At 63.4% G+C, this 16,736-nt stretch carries 17 protein-coding genes; 10 read left to right on the top strand and 7 right to left on the bottom strand.

Features of this window, described 5'->3' with window-relative positions:
• Nucleotides 1–8: 8 nt before the first annotated feature.
• Nucleotides 9–944, bottom strand: coding sequence for a toll/interleukin-1 receptor domain-containing protein (locus WG908_RS09920; protein ID WP_340186427.1), 936 nt, complete (start codon nucleotides 942–944; stop codon nucleotides 9–11).
• Between WG908_RS09920 and WG908_RS09915 the strand changes: the two genes are divergently transcribed.
• Nucleotides 943–1,656: a hypothetical protein gene (locus tag WG908_RS09915; RefSeq protein ID WP_340186426.1), complete on the top strand. Its 714-nt coding sequence runs from the start codon at nucleotides 943–945 to the stop codon at nucleotides 1,654–1,656. The two genes, WG908_RS09920 and WG908_RS09915, sit on opposite strands and share 2 nt — an antisense overlap.
• An 18-nt stretch (nucleotides 1,657–1,674) precedes the next feature.
• Here the strand turns inward: WG908_RS09915 and WG908_RS09910 are convergent, their stop codons facing one another.
• The gene (locus tag WG908_RS09910; protein WP_340186425.1) at nucleotides 1,675–3,309 is read right to left on the bottom strand and encodes a caspase family protein; all 1,635 of its coding nucleotides are present in this window, start codon (nucleotides 3,307–3,309) and stop codon (nucleotides 1,675–1,677) included.
• Between the two features lie 458 nt (nucleotides 3,310–3,767).
• Here WG908_RS09910 and WG908_RS09905 point away from each other — a divergent pair, with 458 nt between their 5' ends.
• From WG908_RS09905 to WG908_RS09875, 7 genes are all read left to right on the top strand, one after another.
• Nucleotides 3,768–4,106, top strand: a complete 339-nt coding sequence (locus WG908_RS09905; RefSeq protein ID WP_340186424.1) for a hypothetical protein — start codon at nucleotides 3,768–3,770, stop codon at nucleotides 4,104–4,106.
• Nucleotides 4,103–5,725 carry an SUMF1/EgtB/PvdO family nonheme iron enzyme gene (locus WG908_RS09900; protein WP_340186423.1) on the top strand — a complete coding sequence of 541 codons (1,623 nt, stop codon included), beginning with the start codon at nucleotides 4,103–4,105 and terminating at the stop codon, nucleotides 5,723–5,725. Before WG908_RS09905 ends, WG908_RS09900 begins: the two co-directional genes overlap by 4 nt.
• Before the next feature lie 67 nt (nucleotides 5,726–5,792).
• A complete protein-coding gene (locus WG908_RS09895) occupies nucleotides 5,793–6,716 on the top strand; it encodes a hypothetical protein (RefSeq protein ID WP_340186422.1) in 924 nt (307 codons plus the stop codon).
• A 26-nt stretch (nucleotides 6,717–6,742) separates the two neighbouring features.
• Complete coding sequence (locus tag WG908_RS09890; protein ID WP_340186421.1) at nucleotides 6,743–8,308, top strand: C1 family peptidase; 1,566 nt, start codon at nucleotides 6,743–6,745, stop codon at nucleotides 8,306–8,308.
• Nucleotides 8,309–8,359: 51 nt separating this feature from the next.
• Complete coding sequence (locus tag WG908_RS09885) at nucleotides 8,360–10,450, top strand: RyR domain-containing protein (protein ID WP_340186420.1); 2,091 nt, start codon at nucleotides 8,360–8,362, stop codon at nucleotides 10,448–10,450.
• Nucleotides 10,447–11,205 (top strand): ABC transporter permease, encoded by a 759-nt coding sequence (locus WG908_RS09880; protein ID WP_340186419.1) that lies wholly within the window; start codon nucleotides 10,447–10,449, stop codon nucleotides 11,203–11,205. The genes WG908_RS09885 and WG908_RS09880 overlap by 4 nt, the downstream gene beginning before the upstream one ends.
• On the top strand, nucleotides 11,202–11,900 hold the full coding sequence (locus WG908_RS09875; RefSeq protein WP_340186418.1) for an ATP-binding cassette domain-containing protein: 699 nt from the start codon (nucleotides 11,202–11,204) through the stop codon (nucleotides 11,898–11,900). The genes WG908_RS09880 and WG908_RS09875 overlap by 4 nt, the downstream gene beginning before the upstream one ends.
• Here the strand turns inward: WG908_RS09875 and WG908_RS09870 are convergent.
• Nucleotides 11,858–12,454 carry an ABC-type transport auxiliary lipoprotein family protein gene (locus tag WG908_RS09870; RefSeq protein ID WP_340186417.1) on the bottom strand — a complete coding sequence of 199 codons (597 nt, stop codon included), beginning with the start codon at nucleotides 12,452–12,454 and terminating at the stop codon, nucleotides 11,858–11,860. The two genes, WG908_RS09875 and WG908_RS09870, sit on opposite strands and share 43 nt — an antisense overlap.
• Entirely contained in the window at nucleotides 12,454–13,401 is a 948-nt protein-coding gene (locus tag WG908_RS09865; protein ID WP_340186416.1) for an MlaD family protein, read from the bottom strand. The genes WG908_RS09870 and WG908_RS09865 overlap by 1 nt, the downstream gene beginning before the upstream one ends.
• Nucleotides 13,402–13,615: 214 nt before the next feature.
• Here WG908_RS09865 and WG908_RS09860 point away from each other — a divergent pair, with 214 nt between their 5' ends.
• Nucleotides 13,616–14,596, top strand: coding sequence for a right-handed parallel beta-helix repeat-containing protein (locus WG908_RS09860; protein ID WP_340186415.1), 981 nt, complete (start codon nucleotides 13,616–13,618; stop codon nucleotides 14,594–14,596).
• Between the two features lie 99 nt (nucleotides 14,597–14,695).
• Here the strand turns inward: WG908_RS09860 and WG908_RS09855 are convergent, their stop codons facing one another.
• From WG908_RS09855 to rplM, 3 genes are all read right to left on the bottom strand, one after another.
• Nucleotides 14,696–14,878 (bottom strand): CsbD family protein, encoded by a 183-nt coding sequence (locus WG908_RS09855; RefSeq protein WP_340186414.1) that lies wholly within the window; start codon nucleotides 14,876–14,878, stop codon nucleotides 14,696–14,698.
• A 132-nt stretch (nucleotides 14,879–15,010) separates the two neighbouring features.
• Nucleotides 15,011–15,556, bottom strand: coding sequence for a 30S ribosomal protein S9 (gene rpsI, locus WG908_RS09850; protein WP_340186413.1), 546 nt, complete (start codon nucleotides 15,554–15,556; stop codon nucleotides 15,011–15,013).
• Nucleotides 15,556–16,035 (bottom strand): 50S ribosomal protein L13, encoded by a 480-nt coding sequence (gene rplM, locus WG908_RS09845; RefSeq protein ID WP_340186412.1) that lies wholly within the window; start codon nucleotides 16,033–16,035, stop codon nucleotides 15,556–15,558. The genes rpsI and rplM overlap by 1 nt, the downstream gene beginning before the upstream one ends.
• A gap of 205 nt (nucleotides 16,036–16,240) precedes the next feature.
• Here rplM and WG908_RS09840 point away from each other — a divergent pair, with 205 nt between their 5' ends.
• On the top strand, nucleotides 16,241–16,705 hold the full coding sequence (locus WG908_RS09840) for a MaoC family dehydratase (RefSeq protein WP_340186411.1): 465 nt from the start codon (nucleotides 16,241–16,243) through the stop codon (nucleotides 16,703–16,705).
• The last annotated feature ends 31 nt before the right edge of the window (nucleotides 16,706–16,736 follow it).

Below are 16,736 nucleotides of genomic sequence, written 5' to 3'. Positions count from 1 at the left end.
CTGAAAAATCAGTCAGGAGGCGGACAAGTGCCACCTTTGCTGTCCAGCAACAGCGCCTGCCTGCGCACCTCCTGCGCGGCGACCTGCGCCAGCCAGGCGCGCCTTTCTGCCTTGTCGGCGTTCTCCTCCGCCAGCCTGCGCGCGGCCTGCGCTTCATTGCGCTGTTGAACAGCCATGCGGGCATAGCCGACCGCAGCGATCGACAGGCCGCTGAGCAACAGGATAAGGATGAGCGCTGCTGCGCCCAGCCCCGCCGCCCACCGCCTGGCCCGCACCCGATCGCGACGGTAGAGCGCACCATAGGATGTCCCGATCAATCCGGCGATCAGCTTGAGCTTGACCGTCTTGCGACCGAACTTTTCAAGGTCGGGCGCCAGCGGTTCGACCGGGCGGGTGCGATCAAGCTCGCCAGCATCGTCGATCGCAAACAGCAGCGAAGGCGGGAAACAGTCTTCGGGGGTGCCGGCGGCAATGACGGCGAAGACCGGTGCCTGGGTATTGATGCGCTTGAAGGTGCGGATTTCCTTGTCGACCCAGATCGATTGCGCCGATGCCGGGGAGCATATCACGATCAGCGCGTCCGAGCGCGACAAGGCGCCTTCCAGCCGAGGGCCAAGTTCGGCCGCGCCCGCCAGTTCATCCTCGTCCCGGAACAGGGGGCGCAGCCGTGCTGGGATAGGACCGCGCTCGCCTTGCGTCCCGATCAACGCCCTTGGCACGCGGTAATTTTCGATGCTCCGATGCAGCCAGCGCGCAAAGTCCATGTCGGCATGACTATAGCTGATGAAGGCGGCAAAGCGCCTTTCGCCGGCGCCGCTGATCAATTCCCCGAGCCGCCGACCAGCGCGATCAGCAATGTCGACCCCTCCTGACAGCACTGGCTTTCCTATCGCCGCGGCAGTATCCATGGAGCCCGAAATCAGCTTGTCGAGAGGATTAGCCATGTTTTACCGGATCCTGAGCGTAGGCGTGGCAATTGGTGCGATCACCGGGCCTGGTGCGGCCGCACAGAGCGATCCTGTGGCCGTGGCTCCAGCGGCAGAGGCTCAACCCGATGCTGCAATGCCCGATACCGCCCCCAGGCCGAACCCCGCGCCGCTCGATCCCTTCGCTCAGGCGATCGCCGCGCGGCAGGTCGCCGAATTCGCCCGGCATGAGCGTGATCCCCGCGCGATGCTGACGGCGGCGCGGATGTTGCAGCAAATACCCGTCACCGATAGCGCCGATACCGCGGTCGGAACGCAGGCCGCCTTTTCTTCCGCGGCGCTGTTCGCCGAAGCGAAAGACCTCGCCAAGGGGGACGCGGCGCTGCTGATGCAGATCCAGGTCGCGCAGTCGACCGCCAGCCGGGGCGTGATGACCTCGGCATTCGGCAAGGGACTGGTGCGCCGGGTTCTGGACGTCAATCCGCGCAACGCCTACCGCTTCAACGTCACCGCCAAGGGTGGCGAGCCGCTGCGCATCGGCGCGATCGGCGACATCGGCACGAACATGTATATTCGCCTGACTGACACAAGTGGTCGTCAATTGTGCCTGGACGACAATGCGGATTACGCTCCGGTGTGCGCGGTTACGCCCCGGGTGTCGGGCAGCTATCGTGTCGACATCGGCAATAAAAGCGCTGCGCGTAGCCGGACGGTAGTGCTCAGCAATTAGGGGCTTGGCCGGCATCGCTCAGTTGCCTGTGTAAAGCTCGCCGATTGAAAGCGCTCCCTCCCCGCCGCCGCTGGCCAGCAGCGCCTTGATCGGCGCGACCAGCCGCATCGCGGCGCGTTGCCCCTCAACGGTACGCAACAGCGCGCGGAATTGATCGGGCGGGCTACGCGTCACCAGCGCGACGACATGATCGGTACCAAAGGGCGCGATCACCTGGCTGTCGAGAATGGGCAGCGACTGGTCGGGCGCAAGCTTGCCAGTGCCATCGGTGGCGTCGGGATACAGCAACTGGACCGTGCCATCCGACGCCAGGTTGAAGACGGTCGCATAGCGGTCGCCCGCCTGCTTGCTCATTTCCTGTCGCAGAGCCAGCGTAACCGGCGCACCCGAAGGATATCGAACGCCGTTGGATTGAGGCCCGATCATCAACCGCGCCCGGTTCTCTGACAGATAAGGCCGCAGCGCCTCCACCGCATCCCATTTTTCGATGACGCCGCGGACATGATTGCGATCCGTCACATTCTGCGCAACGATATCTCCCGACCGGCGCAGCATGACGCCCTTGCCTGGGTCCCAGACGAAGTCCGCTCCGGTTGGCGCAGTCAGCACGCGCCAGGGATAATCGCCAGTCACGCTCGCCCGTCGTTTGGCGTCGGCGACATAGAGGCCGGGGCGCGGTGGCGGCGATGGCGGCGATGGCGGCGCGGGAGGAGGCGCAATCGCCGCAAACACCCCGAGCGCTTCCTTGCCGGCGGGGATCACCGCATTGCTTTCCTGCCGCTGGCCCGTCAATGCTCGCACCTGCCCGTTCAGGTAAATCGCCAGTTCGGCCACCGTCACGGTGCCGTCGCGATCCTCGTCCGCCGCCAGCGTCCTGCCGTCCGGGCCTGGCATGGTCAGCCCCTGTTCGAAGGAATAGGTTAGCAGCCCGCGTGACGGCGCACCTTCCACCGGCAGAGAGGCTTCAAGCGCCAGCTGATCATCCTTCGCCGCACTGATGTAGATCAGGTTGGGCAGGTCTTCGCGCGTCACTTCTTCAGGGACTTGTCCCCCAGGCAGAACGCTTGGGAAGCGGGGAGCCGGGCGCGATGCGAGTTTGAGCTCCTGCGCGGAAGATCGAAGTGCGAGGCGAGGGGTAAAGCCCCATGCGCGCTGATCCACCGAACGATGCAGCGTTCCCGAATGGCAGGCATCGGCCATCATCAGCACCTGGACCCCGCGCGGAACATAGCGAGCGATCCAGTTGTAGAAATCCTTGTCGACGATGAATCGCTCTGCATCCTGCACATCGGGGTCGAAGCGGGCGAGCGGCAGGAACTGGTCCAGATCGCCATCGCGCGTGCCCTTGACCGCCGCTTCGGCCTGAGCGCCATGACCCGAATAATAGAGCATGATCCAGTCGCCCGGTTTCGACCGCAGGCCAAGCGCGTGAAGCGCGGTTTCCACGGTGGTCCGGCTGACCGCATCGTTGCGCAAAACGGTAACATCGCTCGCGCCCTGGCCGCGGATGACAGTTTCCATCGCCTGAAGGTCGTTTTCCGGCCCCCGCAGGTCCATGATCTGACTGGACTGAAATTGCCAGACCCCCACCAGCAGCGCGCGCGTCTCCGCATGCGCGCATGCGGCGCTCAGGGCTATTGTGACAAATGTCAACTTTACTGTGGCTTTTAGCCCACGTTCGCGCCAGGACATAACGAAGCCCCACTATTTTTTGTTGCCTGACCAATTGGCAACTCATAAACTCAAGTTCGCTGATCGAGCAATAAATATATCAGGATTCGGGGCGGAAAATGATTAGGCTTTCAATTGCTCTTTTTATTTCCTCTGTCGGACTATCGGCAAATGTAGCCGCCTTAGCACAGGTTAAAAATGGGGGGGGTGATCAGCCCCGCCAGGAAGCGCCCCTTACAGGTGCACAGGAACGAGGCGTGCGGATCATAGCCGCGGAACCGCCCCCGCCAGCCCCTGTCGCCCCAGGGCCACAGCCTGTTGCCGTCGACCCGGCTTACGTGGCCAAGCCCGAGCCTGGCAAAGCGCCCGCCGCTCGCCTGCCCCTGCCCGCGCCCGTGATCAAACCGTGCGACCGGCCGGTCGCCAGGCCGACTCTCCGGATGACCGATCCGGCCCGGTTGGACCGGTCATTGCGGAGCCGGCTGCGCGGTAATCGCACGGTAGTGGTCGATCTGGAAACTCCCTATCCCGCGAACAAGGAAGCGCCTGCGCCGCTGGGAGCGTGGCTCAACGAGATCAAACAAAGCGGGGGTGAGGTCACCATCAGCAGCTATTGCAATAACAGCCGGGGCTTTGGCAGCTTCCTTGCAAAGATATTCGGCGGAGGCCCAGCCGAACCCTATCGCGCAGCGCGCCGTTATGACGCGACGCTGTATGTGGACGCTGTCGATCAAGCAGTGACGCAGGTGGCGTTCATACCGCGCAAGGCTATCCAATGATTGCCGGCTTGGTTTCCTACACGCGATTTTGCCTGGGCCTGATCGCCGCGCTGGCTGCGCTGCTGGCATTGCCGGCTGTCGCCCAAGCCGCGCCTGAGCCGCGATTGGCGCTGGTCATCGTCAACGGGGCTTATCAGTCTTTCGACCGTCTGGGATCGACCTATGCCGATGGCGACAAGATCGCCGCCGCGCTCAATGCAACCGGCTTCGTCGACGCGAGCGGGAATGGCGCGGTCCAGGTGCGTCGTGACCTGGGCCGTGCGGAGATGATGGCGGCGATAGCGGATTTCCGCGAGAAGTTGGCGGCGGCCGGCCCCAATGCGTTCGGCACGCTATATTTTTCCGGCCATGGCGCAGCGCTGGGCAGCTATGGCGACGTCATGCTGCTGCCTGTCGATGCGGGCCGCGACGTCACGGCCGAAACCGCGACGCTCACGCGAGCCGCGTTGACGCGCGGATTGCTAGGATCGGGTGCGAGGACGATGTTGATCGTGCTCGACATGTGCCGCAACGTGCTGGCAGCGCCGCCGCCTGCAATGGCGGACACGATCGCCGCAGCAACCGGCGTCGACGCAAGTAGCGTCGGGGAATTGGCAGGCAGCAAGGGATTACGCCGGATGGTCCGTGCACCCGCTGCTTCAATCCGGCCAGATCAAGGCTATCTGGTCGCCTTTTCCACGAGCGCCGACCAATATGCGTTCGACGACGGCATTTTTTCCAAGGTGCTGGCTGAAGAGATCCGCCGACCGCAGCAGAATATTGCCGATGCATTGAAGCGCGTCTCAGATCGCGTAGCTTTGCGGTCGGGCAAGAATTTCCAGAAGCCGACCTTCGACTACGGACTCCAGGGCGCGGCGCCCTGTTTTATTTCCTGCGACCGGGCGGCGAGCGACCGTTTCTACGATTGCGCCAATTGCCCGTGGATGCGCGCCGTTCCCCCCGGCCCCGCTTATTTCGGTTCGCCGATATCGGAACCGGGCCGTGGCAACGACGAACCGGTGCAGGCGGAAGGCCGGATTGCCAAGGGCTTTGCCATCGGCGTGTATGAGGTGACGGTTGCCGAATGGAGCGCCTGCGTCCGTGACAATGCCTGCGCGAAGCTTGGCAACTGGGCCAAGGAAAATCCCAACCCCCTGATCCCGGCCACAGACATCAGTTATGAGGATGCGCAGGCATTCGTAGCCTGGATTTCGGTGCAGTCGGGACGCGCCTATCGCTTGCCGACCGAAGCAGAATGGGAATATGCCAATCGCGCCGGCGCGCAAACCGCGTTCCCATGGGGCGACGAAATTACCACCAGCCAGGCCAATTATGATCACACCGCGCGGTATCGAGGATCAGAGGCCGCTCCCTATCGCGGCTATCCCGAAGCGGTGAACGGCTATCCGCCCAACGCCTTTGGCCTGTACCAGATGCAAGGGAATGTGTGGGAATGGACGGCCGATTGCGTCGACGCCGGTTGCCGCACCCGGGTGGTGCGCGGCGGATCATTCGAGAGCGCTCCGGGCGAGTTGCGGTCCGCCAATCGTTTCACACTGGCAACCAGCAAGCGGCGGCAGGATGCTGGATTGCGTGTCGTGCGCGACCTTGAAGAGGACGAGATCGCCGGCACGCTGTAAACAGCGTGTCGGACAAAAGGGCAAAAGCATATCAGGCCGGTCAATCGGTCGAACAGGGAGTATGAACATGAAGAAGTCCGTTGCCATTTCCGGCGTCATTATGTTGGCTGGCGCTCCGACGGCTGCGTCCGCATCGGCCTATCTGGCGACGATCGGCAGCCCCAACAGCATCCAGCATGTGCAGGTTTCGACCGCGCTGAACCTCAACGACCTGGAATTTGACGATGATCCCGAAACTGCCGATTTCGAGATGGAGGGCGACGCCGATGTGGTTGGCGGCGCGGTATCCTATTGGGGATCGGCTGGAGTTGAGGGCCAGCGTTACGAGTTGCGCTATCAAAAGCAGTTCCGTCCTTTCGAAGGAAGTCGCGCGCGCGTGCTGATCGATACGCCGCTGAACATCCTGCATGTCAATGATGGCAAGACCGCCGTGATCGGTACGCTGTCGACCGGTGTTGAAATACCGGTCCAGCCCAACTGGCTGATCACCCCGCGCATCGCCTATGGCATTACCGACGCTGGCCGCTATTTCGGGTCGACGAGCAACGAGCTTCTGACCGTCTCGGCAACGAGCCGCTACAAGATCGGCCAGGTCGGTCGGGGCGACCTGACTATCGGCAACATGGTCGCCTATTCGACTACCACCAAAATCGGTTTGGGCAGGAAACCGGCCTTCGGCTATCTCAGGGAAGAGGTGATCACCTTCCGCAATGGCCTTGCCTATCAGTTGCCGCTCAAAGGCCGCATGTTCGGCGGGCGGCAAGGTTCGATCCGCGCCAGCTATGTCTGGACCAAGCTGATCGACGATCCGCAATCCTATGAGGATGTACATGAAGTGGGCGTCAGCATCGGCGTGCGCACGCGAGAGGCCGAACAAAAGAACCGCTTCGAACAGTTGCGCGTCGGCCTGCTTTATACGCGCGGGATCAGCACCTTCTCGCATGATTTCGATTATGACGCAGTGTCGCTGACGCTTGGGTATCGCTTCTAAAAAATCAGGGAAATGAGGGGGGCGGCATGGCACGGTTTCTTACATGGACGGCGCCGGTCGCCCTCGCGCTGACGGGCGGGGCGTTGTGGGCGCAACAGGCCGAGCCTGAACCGGTATTCATGACCGGGGCCGAACCGATTTCACCAGAGGATTATGCCAAGCTGCCCAAGCAGGGGCGCTTCCGCGCCTATCTGCCCAAGCGCGTCGATCTGTCGAGCCGCTATCCGCCGCCGGGATCGCAAGGTCCGCAGCCCAATTGTGTCGCATGGGCCACCACCTATGCCGCGCGGACATTTCTCAACGCCCGCGATCTCGATTATCAGCCGGCCAAGCCCGCCGAGCAGATGAGCCCGGCCTATGTCTACAACCGGTTGCGACCGCCGGGCACCGCCTGCGTCGGCACCATCGGCATCGTCCAGGCGCTTGATCTGCTCAAGAATGAGGGAACGGTCAGCATGGCCGACTTCCCCGATGACTTGACCAAATGCGCGATTCCGGCCTCCCCTGCGCTGCGAGACAAGGCCGCTGACTATCGCCTGCTCGACTGGCGCGCGATCGACCGCGAAACCAGGGATGACTGGCGAACGCCCGTCATTCTGGATGACATCAAAGGCGCGCTTGCGCGCGGCGCGCCGGTGATCTTCGCCATGCCAGCCACGCCCGATTTCAAGGCGTTCCGGGGCGATGGCGTGTTCAAGCGCGACGTCAAGCAGATGACCAATTACCACGCAATGGCTATCGTGGGTTATGACGAGGAGCGCCAGGCGCTGCGGATCATGAACAGTTGGGGACCGATCTGGGGCGACAAGGGTTATGCCTGGGTCGATTATGCAACGTTCAAGCTGCTGGCGGGCGAAGCCTATTCGCTCGAAGCGCCCTCGGCCAAGGCATCGCCCGACGCGCCACCCCCTCCCCCCGCTCCCGCCAAGACTCCGCAGCAGCTTCTGACGGAAAAGGCGGCCGGTCTTTCCTGCGCCGGCATCACCATTACGCCTGGACCGCGTGGTCAAACCGTCACCGGTTTTGGCGGCGACGCCAACGAACTTCAATCTCTGCACAAGCTGGCGATGGACGCCGATCCCCGCACTCGCTGGCAGGTCATGCACCAGCCCTGGCCGCAGTGCGAAGCGGCAATGACGCTCGCCTCTCCCCTGTCGCGCGGCGGCGTGACCGTGATGGCCCAGACCGACAAGGGCGAAGCGCGCAGAGGCGATCCGGTGGTGATGAAGGCGGGCGAGCGCTTTGGCGTGGTGGCGACGACCACTGCGGCCCGCCCGCACCTGAGCATCATCTATCTCCAGGCCGACGGCAGCGCGGTTGAACTGTATCGCGGCCAGCCTGCGCCCAACGCCCGTGGGCAGCGTATGATCGGCGTGGGCACAGGCGGGCCGCAGCAGGTCCGGTTCGAAGTGGCGCCGCCCTATGGACACGAAATCATTATCGCTCTCGCGTCGGCAACGCCGTTGTTTGGCGACGATATGAAGACCTATGTGACCGAGCGGCAGTTCCTGACCGGATTGCGCGCGCGCCTTGCGGGTAACAAGGAACGGGACGTGTCCGCCGCCGTCCTGCGCCTGCGCACCAGCGAATAGCAGGTCATGCCCGCTGTCACGCCACCGCGCCGCAGAACATGGCGGTTGAGGTTGCCGCAGGTTGCGCCGGTGATCCGCTTTGGCGCGATGGCGGTCGCCCTGTTGCTTGGCATGTGGGGCTTTGCGATCGCCTATGCGCCAATCGGCGGAGCAGAGCGGACCCTGGCCGACAACGGCTTTAGCGCAATGCGCCTGATCGTCGGTCATTTCCCCGCCGAATTGGAGGGACGCGACATGCCCCCCGCGCTTCAAATCGCGCGCTGGGCGCTGCCGCTGCTGACGTTCTGGACGACGGTGGTGTTGGCGTGGGAGCAACTGCGCAACCCCATGCGCCTTTATTTCATGCGGGCGCGGGGCGATCATCTGGTCATAGCCGGCGATCCCGGCGGACAGGGCGGCCTGGCCGCGCGCACTGCCATGGCAGAGCTGAACAATGGCCGGCACGTGCTGCTATGGCCGCAGGACCGCCGCGCCCTGTGGGTCAATGATGCGGTCGAGCAGGGCGCAGCAGAAGTCGAATGCAGCGGCGATCAGCGCGGACTGGACCTGCTTGCGCTGGACAAGGCGCGCGCGGTGCTGCTTCTGGGGCAGGATGCGCCTGCCAATATTGCGCTGGCGACTTCGGTCGGCGCCAAGGCTGCCGGCGTCAGGCCCGCCGGCGATCCGCTCGACATCATCCTGCGCATCGACGATCTCGACCTGCGCCGCAGCGTGGAAAGCCGCTTCGAACATGGCGACAGGAAAACGGCGCGAGTCCGGCTCGCGTCTGTTCCCGACATCGTTGCGCGGCAACTGTCCCTCGACCGTCCGCTCGATATGTTCAAGCGCGAGGGCGTTAGCGGGCGCACGATCTTGGTTATCGGCTTCACCCCACCGATCGAGCGGTTCATCCTGCGCACCCTGGCGGGCGGTCATTATCGCGATGGCGGCAAACCCGCATTCATCGTCCATGATGCCGACGCGGCGGGGATCGAACAGGGTTTTCGCGCTCGCCATCCCGCTGCCGACAGGCTGGCACCGGTCCGCTTCGTCGCTGGGCGCACCGATCCCGCTTTCATTCCCGCGCTGGTGGACGCCGCTCCTTGCCCGGTCGCGATATTGATAGACCAGCCGGACGATGCGCGCGCGATGGCGATAGCGCTGGCCGTCGACAGCCATTATCGCGTCGCCGACCGGCCGGCACCACCGATACACGTCCAACTGGATGGCGGTTATGATCATCGCATGGGCGCGGGCATCTTTCCGTTCGGCGGTCTCGACGCGCTCGCCGATCCTGAATATCTGTTGCAGGACCGCCACGACGCACTGGCCCGATCGGTCCATGATTTCTACCTCGAAGGCCGCTTTGCCGATGGCGAGCGGATCGGCGCGCGCGCTTCGATGCGGGAATGGGAAGATCTGCCCGAAAGCTTCCGCGACGACAATCGGCTGGTGGCAGACTGCTACCAACTCAAGCTGCGCGACATTGGCGCGCGGCTCGTGCCGGGTACGGGCGCGACCTTGGCGCTGACCGACGGGGAACTGGAGGAACTGGCGCGAGCCGAACATGACCGATGGATAGCGGCCAAGCTGGTGCAGGGATGGGAATATGGCGCCGAGCGCGATGACCTGGCAAAGCGGCATCCCGACATCGTACCCTATGACGAACTGAGCGAAGCGATCAAGGATCTGGACCGCGAACAGGTGAGGATCATGGCACGGTTGCTGGGGGCGACGGGTCAGCGAGCGCTGCGCACGCTGACCATAGCGATAGCGCCGGGGATAGATGGCCTTGAGGCGGCGTTGCCGGTGCTGGTCGCAGAATTGACTGTCCATTATCCTGATCGCGTGGTGATATTTGCGGGCGATCTCGCCGATCCGCCAGGCCGGGCGGCGATGCTGGCGATGCATGAGGAGGGGCGACTGGTGCAGGTCGGACTGGCCTGCCACGCCATGCCGCTGATCGATTCCCTCTCCGGCATTGAACAAGGGCAGACAGCGGCGCTGCTGAACCATGCGGACCGGATATGGGCGGCGCAGAACGGCGCAGCTCTGTCCGCGATGCTTGCGGCCAACGCTGATATGAGCGTTTCGGCGGATAGCAGCGGAACCGTGCAGATCGGAAGCGACGGCACGATCCTGCGCGCGCCATGGCGGCGATGAACCCGTTCGCACATGCGCTGAGCGGTATCGGATCAGGGATCTGGCTGATCGTACGGGCCGCGCGCGGCATGGGACGGCGCGCGGTCGCTGGCGATGCGCTTGCCGAACGACAGCTTGCCGCCGCCCTGCCGCTCTATATCTGGCGACCGATGCGGACGCTGCTGCCGCTGGCCGGTCTCGCGGGGCTGATCGCCGGTATCGGCGCTGCGCGGCTGCTGGCGATCTACAATGCCCCGATCCCCGTCCAGTCGACTCTGGCGACCACATTGCTGCGCGATGTCGTTCCTTTGGTCGTCGGCCTGTTCGCTTCCGGCAGCGTTTCGGTAGAATTGTCCTCGCGGCTGGGTGCGATGTCGCTCAATCGTGAAATCGACGCGCTGGAGGCGCTCGGCCATGATCCGGTGGATCATGCGCTGGGGCCTTCGCTGATCGCGGTGCTGTTGTCGGTGCCGCTGCACATGATGATGGCCGGGATCGCGGCGCTGATTGCATGCGGCCTACCATTGCGCCTCACGGCGAACGTCGCCTGGCGTGAATGGGCAAGCTTCGCTTTTTCCGACGATGCCGCATCCGGGATGCTGGCGGGCATGGCCAAGGTGCTGCTATATGCGCTGATCGCCTTTGGCGTCGGCAGTGCGATCGGCGCACGGCCCGTTCGCTCGCCCGCCGACATCGGCCGGCGTGCCACCACCGCCTTCATCGCCGGGCTGCTGGGGATATTTGGCGCCGCAGCATTGTGGACCGCACTCGCATGACCGGCCCGTTGCTCGCGTTCGACCGGGTCGGGCTGGTACTGGGCGGATCGCGGCTTATCGATGATCTGAGCCTAAGCGTCGGACCGGGCGAACGCGTTGCCGTTCTGGGCGACAGCGGCACCGGGAAGAGCTGGTTGCAGCGCCTTGCCATCGGTCTTGCCGAACCCAGCGCGGGCACTGTGCGGCTGATGGGGGTCGATCTAGCCGACGCCCAGGGGGAGGAACGGCGGCGGCTGCGCGCGCACTGCGGCTTGGTGATGCAGGGGGGGTCGCTGATCGGCGACTACAGCGTCGAGGAGAATATGCGCCTGGCGCTGGCTTCTCCCATCGCGCGGAACACTCGTACGGCGCGACGGATTGACCGGCTGCTACTCGATTTCGGATTGGAAGCGAGCGCCTCGGTTCCAGCAGCGCAACTTTCCGTTGGTGAGCGACGTCGCGCCGAACTGGCGCGGGCTTTCGTGCGCGATCCCGACCTGCTGATACTGGATGAACCGTTCGAGGGCGCGTTTGCCCGTGCCGACGGGCTTGAGGAACAGATCAGGCGGCGCATCCTGCCACATGACCGCGCTCTATTGTTACTGACACAGGACGCGGCGGCGGCGAAGCGGTTTTGCACGCGCATCTATCGGCTGGAACGCGGCCGACTCATTCAACAGGGTGCGGCAGACACCGTGCCTGCCGCCACATCCTGAACCAGCGCACCGACCGCCATTTCCACCGCAGCGGCAAAGGCTCGTGCGCGGCTGGTGCCGTCGCCCGCGGCGACAGGCGCGGTGCCGCAATAACGCCCCGCCCACAGCGCCTTACCCTGCGCGACCAGTGTGGCGTCGAATGCGACCACAGCCTGCGCCTGCCCACCGGTAACTTCCTCGAAGCGGTCGAGCACCGTTATCAACCGCCGGTCGGCGGCGATCGATAATTGCGGGCCGGTAACGGCCTGAAACCGGGTTCGCAATCCTGCGACCAGCGCGCGCTCCAGGACCGTGCCTGGCGCTTCCTCCCAGAAAAATGTCGCCGCCTGCCGGATGACGCCAGGCGCTGCGGCATCGACATAGGCATAGCGGCTCGCTCCCGACAATCCGCGCGCCTGTACTGCGGCGACGGCGATCGACGGCGCGGCGGCAAGTTGGGTCTGGTTCGCCGCGAAGACCGGCGACAGACGCATCACCACCGGTTCATCCCCCCCTTTTAGCACGGCGCAGCCCGTGAGCAGCAGAGCCGGCATAAGTCCCCAAAGCCGCGTCATCACTTGCCTCCCGGTGCCGGCGGATCGACGTAACGCTGCCCCCGGATCGCATAAGTGGGGTCGCCCGCCAACCGCTCGCCGAGCGCGCCAAGGCTGGCACTGGTCCGTTCGAGATTGGCGCTTGTAGCAACCAGCGAAGCAGACGCCCCCTCCAGGATCATCCGCACTTCGCTCGCACTGCTTTTGCTTTCGGAAAGCAATCCGGCGATGCTCGCCTGATTTTGCGCGACCAGCCCTTGCGTCTCGCGCAATATGCCATTGAGTGCAGCGATGTCGACTTCCGACGCGCGGCCCGTTGCCTTGCGGACGTTGGCCAGCGTAACCGCAATGTCGCCCTGCCCCGGCGCGAAGCTGCGGTCGAGCTGACTGCTCAGGGAATTGAGTGCAGCCAGCGTCTCGGTGGCGTTGCGCGCGACCTGAGCCATGTCGACCGCGCTGCCGCCGCCACTGCCGTGCAGCATCGTTTGCAACCGCTGGGCCATGGCATTGGCGGTTCGCGCGACTGCCGCCGCTTCCCCTACTGCGGCTGCCGCCGTGTCGAACAGGTCGGCGGGGCGGCGGCATCCGGCGATCGCATTTTCGCCCGCACTTGCTGCCGCAGGCACCGGGTCGCAGCCATAAGCGCGTCGTGCAATCGAGCAGCCGGCCTTGCCGCTTTCCAATGCGACCAGTTCGATACGCGGCGCAGTGAACGGATTGGCCGACGAGACGGTGGCGAATGAACAGGCCGACGCGCGCCACTGCCGCGCCACACCCAGCGCCACCGCGAATGTACGACTGGGTGCATCCAGATCCACCGAACGGACCTCACCGATCTGCGCACCCCGAAAATAGACCTGAGCGCCCGGTGCAACGCCCTCGACATCGTCGAAAGTGGTGGCGATGACTTGCTGACGGAAGAAAGGATCCGGCACCAGCGCCAGCACCGCGACCAGAACAACGGCCAATATAGCCGCGCCAGCGCCCCATTTTATCTGTGTTCCTGGATCCGGCGTCACGGTCCTGCTCCCCAATACGCCAACTCTGAACCGGTCAGCGGCATTGTCAAGCGTGCGGAGAATGATCCATTATAGTATGCGCCTTTATCGCGCGGCGTTAAGCAACCATCTATGCGGCGGGACGTATGAAATAAGCTGACCCCCTATTTGGATGCAATGCCGTATGAGTATTTCCCTGTCGCTATTCCTCATGGCCGCCCAGGCCACCACAGGCAGCGGGGCGAAGCCTTGCAGTCCGGCAGTCTACAAAGCGCTGACTGCCCCGGCGGCCAAAGCCGAGCGCCAGTTCAACCTTAATTGCAGCATCACGCTGCGGCGGGGCGATTCCATGCCCCGTCGGCTGGTAATAAAGGGCGCACGAGCATCTGGCGTGTCGATCGACTGCAATGGCGGGGCGATCGGATATCCCGGTATCAAGGCAAGCAGGGCAGCGCCTACGGTTGCGATCTGGTCGCAGCAGACGGGACCATCATCGTGGAGCAGGCCCACCGATATTACGATCCGGCGCTGTCATATCTACGGGGCGGTCCGGCTTTGGGGTATCGGCGTGGCAAGTATCCCGGACCAGATCAGGGAATCTCGGCTTCGTGACTATACCGCTCGCGCCCAACGTGCCGCCCCAACGCGGGTCACGGTTCGAGACAGTGTTATCGAAGGCAACAAATCGATCCCCGTCTATATTGGTCCTGGCAGCACGGCTTTCACGCTGCGCGATTCCAAAATCGTCGGCAACGCCGTGGCGGCCATGTATCTCGATGCCGAAAGCGCCCGCAATCGGATAGAAAATAACGTCTTCGATCTGAAAGTGGATCGGACTGCGATAGCGATCGATGGATCGGCTGACAATATCGTGACTGGCAACGTCCTGCCCCTTGGTCACCAGGCGGGAATTCAGCTTTATCGAAATTGCGGTGAACGCGGCGTAATCCGGCATCAGGCGCCACGTGGAAATCGCATCACGAACAACAGATTTGTCGGAGACATGCCCGGTGCCAGGGCCGTGATGGAAAATGCCCGCTCAACGCTCAAGCGAAAGCCTGGATATTGCGGCCAGGATGCGGGCTATTCCTTTGGCAGCAGCGCCAATGATGGTGACAATGCGGCCAACAACACCATCCAGTCAAACCGCATCGTCAAACGATAGATGGTTCGGCAAGGCTTTCCACGCGCTCATCGAAAACAGGACAAATGAAAAGCCCCGCCAGGATGGCGGGGCTTTATACTATTGCGATCGTCAGTCCGGTTAGATCTTGTCGCCGAGCGCGCCCTTAACCGATCCCTTGATGTCCTGCGCGGTGCCCTTGCTCTTCTGGGCCTTGCCTTCCGCTACCAGGTCGGCGTCATTATTATGCTTCCCCACCGCTTCCTTGACGGCGCCAGCAACCTTGTTACCTGCGGCTTTCGCCTTGTCGGTCAGTTCACCCATCGGACATTCTCCTTTGCGTTACGATTAGCTGGTCAACGGATCAGCGATCGCAAAGGTTGCCGCCGATACGGTGGCGCAACGAAAAAGGGGCCGAATGACCGGCCCCTTTCGATAGTCTGCAAGAAGAGCGATTTAGCGCTTCGAGAACTGGAAGCTCTTGCGCGCCTTGGCCTTGCCGTACTTCTTACGCTCGACGGTGCGGCTGTCGCGGGTCAGGAAGCCTTCGGCCTTGACCGCGCTGCGCAGCGACGGTTCGTACTTCGTCAGCGCCTGGGCGATACCGTGCTTGACCGCGCCTGCCTGACCCGAAAGGCCGCCGCCCTTGACCGTGCAAATCACGTCATACTGACCGGTGCGGTCGGTGACGCCGAACGGCTGGTTGATGACGAGACGCAGCGTGGGGCGTGCGAAGTAGATTTCCTGATCGCGACCATTGACCGTGATCTTGCCGGAGCCGGGTTTTACCCAGACGCGAGCGACTGCATCCTTGCGGCGACCGGTCGCATAGGCGCGACCCAGGCTGTCGATTTCCTGAGCGCGCAGGGGCATGGTCGAAACCGGCGGCGCGATCGGCGCGGCAGGAGCTTGGCCCTCAACGGCGGGCGCAGCGACCGGCGCGGATACGCCTTCGGCCGTCAGGCTTGCGAGGTCGGACAGGGACTGGCGGTTATCGGACATTATGCACCCACCTTGTTCTTGCGGTTGCGCGATGCGAAGTCGAGGACTTCGGGGCTCTGCGCTTCATGGGGATGTTCAGCACCGGCGAAGACGCGCAGGTTGCGCATCTGCTGACGGCCGAGCGGGCCGCGCGGGATCATCCGCTCGATCGCCTTTTCCAGCACGCGCTCGGGGAAACGGCCTTCCAGAATCTTGGCGGGCGTGGTTTCCTTGATACCGCCGGCATAGCCGGTGTGCTTGTAATAGATTTTGTCGGTCAGTTTCTTGCCGGTGAACTTCACCTTGCCCGCGTTGATGATGATGACATTGTCACCGCAATCGACGTGAGGCGTAAAGCTGGTCTTGTGCTTGCCGCGCAGGATATTCGCAACGGTCGAGGCAAGACGGCCGACAACGAGGCCTTCGGCGTCGATCAGCAGCCATTTTTTCTCGACCGTGGCCGGGGTTGCCGGCTTGGTCGTCTTCATCAGCGCCTTCATGGTGCCAATACTCCGTTCATGATGTCTTGCCCGACCACGCGATACGTGACCGGAAGAGCGGCGCTAATGACCGGGAAGGCATAAAGAGTCAAGCTTTGCAGCGGCTTTGCTGACGGGTAAAATAATACCTGTCAATTTGCGTCGGCCAGATCGGTGGACCTTGCCTGACATTGACGTAAACGTAAATACGACTTATGCCATGCCAATGGGCAACATTGTACATTTCGAGGATATCATGGTGGGCGACAGCCTGCCCTTTGGTCCGCTAACGGTAAGCCGCGACGACATCATCGCCTTTGCGGCGAAATATGACCCCCAGCCTTTTCACCTGTCCGATGAGGCGGCGGCGAAGACACATTTCGGCACCCTGGCGGCAAGCGGCTGGCACACGGCGGCACTGTTCATGCAGATGCTTGTCCGCGCCCTCCAGTCCGAGCCGGCCATGCAGGCCGGAAGCCTGGGTGCGATCGGCATCGATGAGCTTCGCTGGCTGCGGCCAGTACGGCCCGGCGATACGTTGCGCGGAACGAACGAAGTGATCGACAAGACGCCCTCGGCCAGCCGGCCCGAAATGGGCATCGTCCGCAACCGCGCCACCGTCATCAATCAAAAGGACGAAGCGGTATTGACGATGATTTCGATCACCATGTGGCGCACACGGCCCTCATAAGTCGGCCCGATCGCGGCCAACTGACCGGTCC

The sequence above is a fragment of the Sphingobium anseongense genome, assembly GCF_037725245.1.
Classification (GTDB): domain Bacteria; phylum Pseudomonadota; class Alphaproteobacteria; order Sphingomonadales; family Sphingomonadaceae; genus Sphingobium.
This window is presented reverse-complemented; position numbering and strand designations above follow the sequence as displayed.

Bases quoted from the DNA above. Each gene is read 5' to 3' on its own strand.
- WG908_RS09840 (WP_340186411.1), top strand. From the start codon at position 16,241: ATGGGCAACATTGTACATTTCGAGGATATCATGGTGGGCGACAGCCTG.
- rpsI (WP_340186413.1), bottom strand. From the start codon at position 15,556: ATGTCCGATAACCGCCAGTCCCTGTCCGACCTCGCAAGCCTGACGGCC.
- WG908_RS09880 (WP_340186419.1), top strand. From the start codon at position 10,447: ATGAACCCGTTCGCACATGCGCTGAGCGGTATCGGATCAGGGATCTGG.
- rplM (WP_340186412.1), bottom strand. From the start codon at position 16,035: ATGAAGGCGCTGATGAAGACGACCAAGCCGGCAACCCCGGCCACGGTC.
- WG908_RS09915 (WP_340186426.1), top strand. From the start codon at position 943: ATGTTTTACCGGATCCTGAGCGTAGGCGTGGCAATTGGTGCGATCACC.
- WG908_RS09920 (WP_340186427.1), bottom strand. From the start codon at position 944: ATGGCTAATCCTCTCGACAAGCTGATTTCGGGCTCCATGGATACTGCC.
- WG908_RS09895 (WP_340186422.1), top strand. From the start codon at position 5,793: ATGAAGAAGTCCGTTGCCATTTCCGGCGTCATTATGTTGGCTGGCGCT.
- WG908_RS09890 (WP_340186421.1), top strand. From the start codon at position 6,743: ATGGCACGGTTTCTTACATGGACGGCGCCGGTCGCCCTCGCGCTGACG.
- WG908_RS09905 (WP_340186424.1), top strand. From the start codon at position 3,768: ATGACCGATCCGGCCCGGTTGGACCGGTCATTGCGGAGCCGGCTGCGC.
- WG908_RS09855 (WP_340186414.1), bottom strand. From the start codon at position 14,878: ATGGGTGAACTGACCGACAAGGCGAAAGCCGCAGGTAACAAGGTTGCT.
- WG908_RS09870 (WP_340186417.1), bottom strand. From the start codon at position 12,454: ATGACGCGGCTTTGGGGACTTATGCCGGCTCTGCTGCTCACGGGCTGC.
- WG908_RS09860 (WP_340186415.1), top strand. From the start codon at position 13,616: ATGAGTATTTCCCTGTCGCTATTCCTCATGGCCGCCCAGGCCACCACA.
- WG908_RS09900 (WP_340186423.1), top strand. From the start codon at position 4,103: ATGATTGCCGGCTTGGTTTCCTACACGCGATTTTGCCTGGGCCTGATC.
- WG908_RS09875 (WP_340186418.1), top strand. From the start codon at position 11,202: ATGACCGGCCCGTTGCTCGCGTTCGACCGGGTCGGGCTGGTACTGGGC.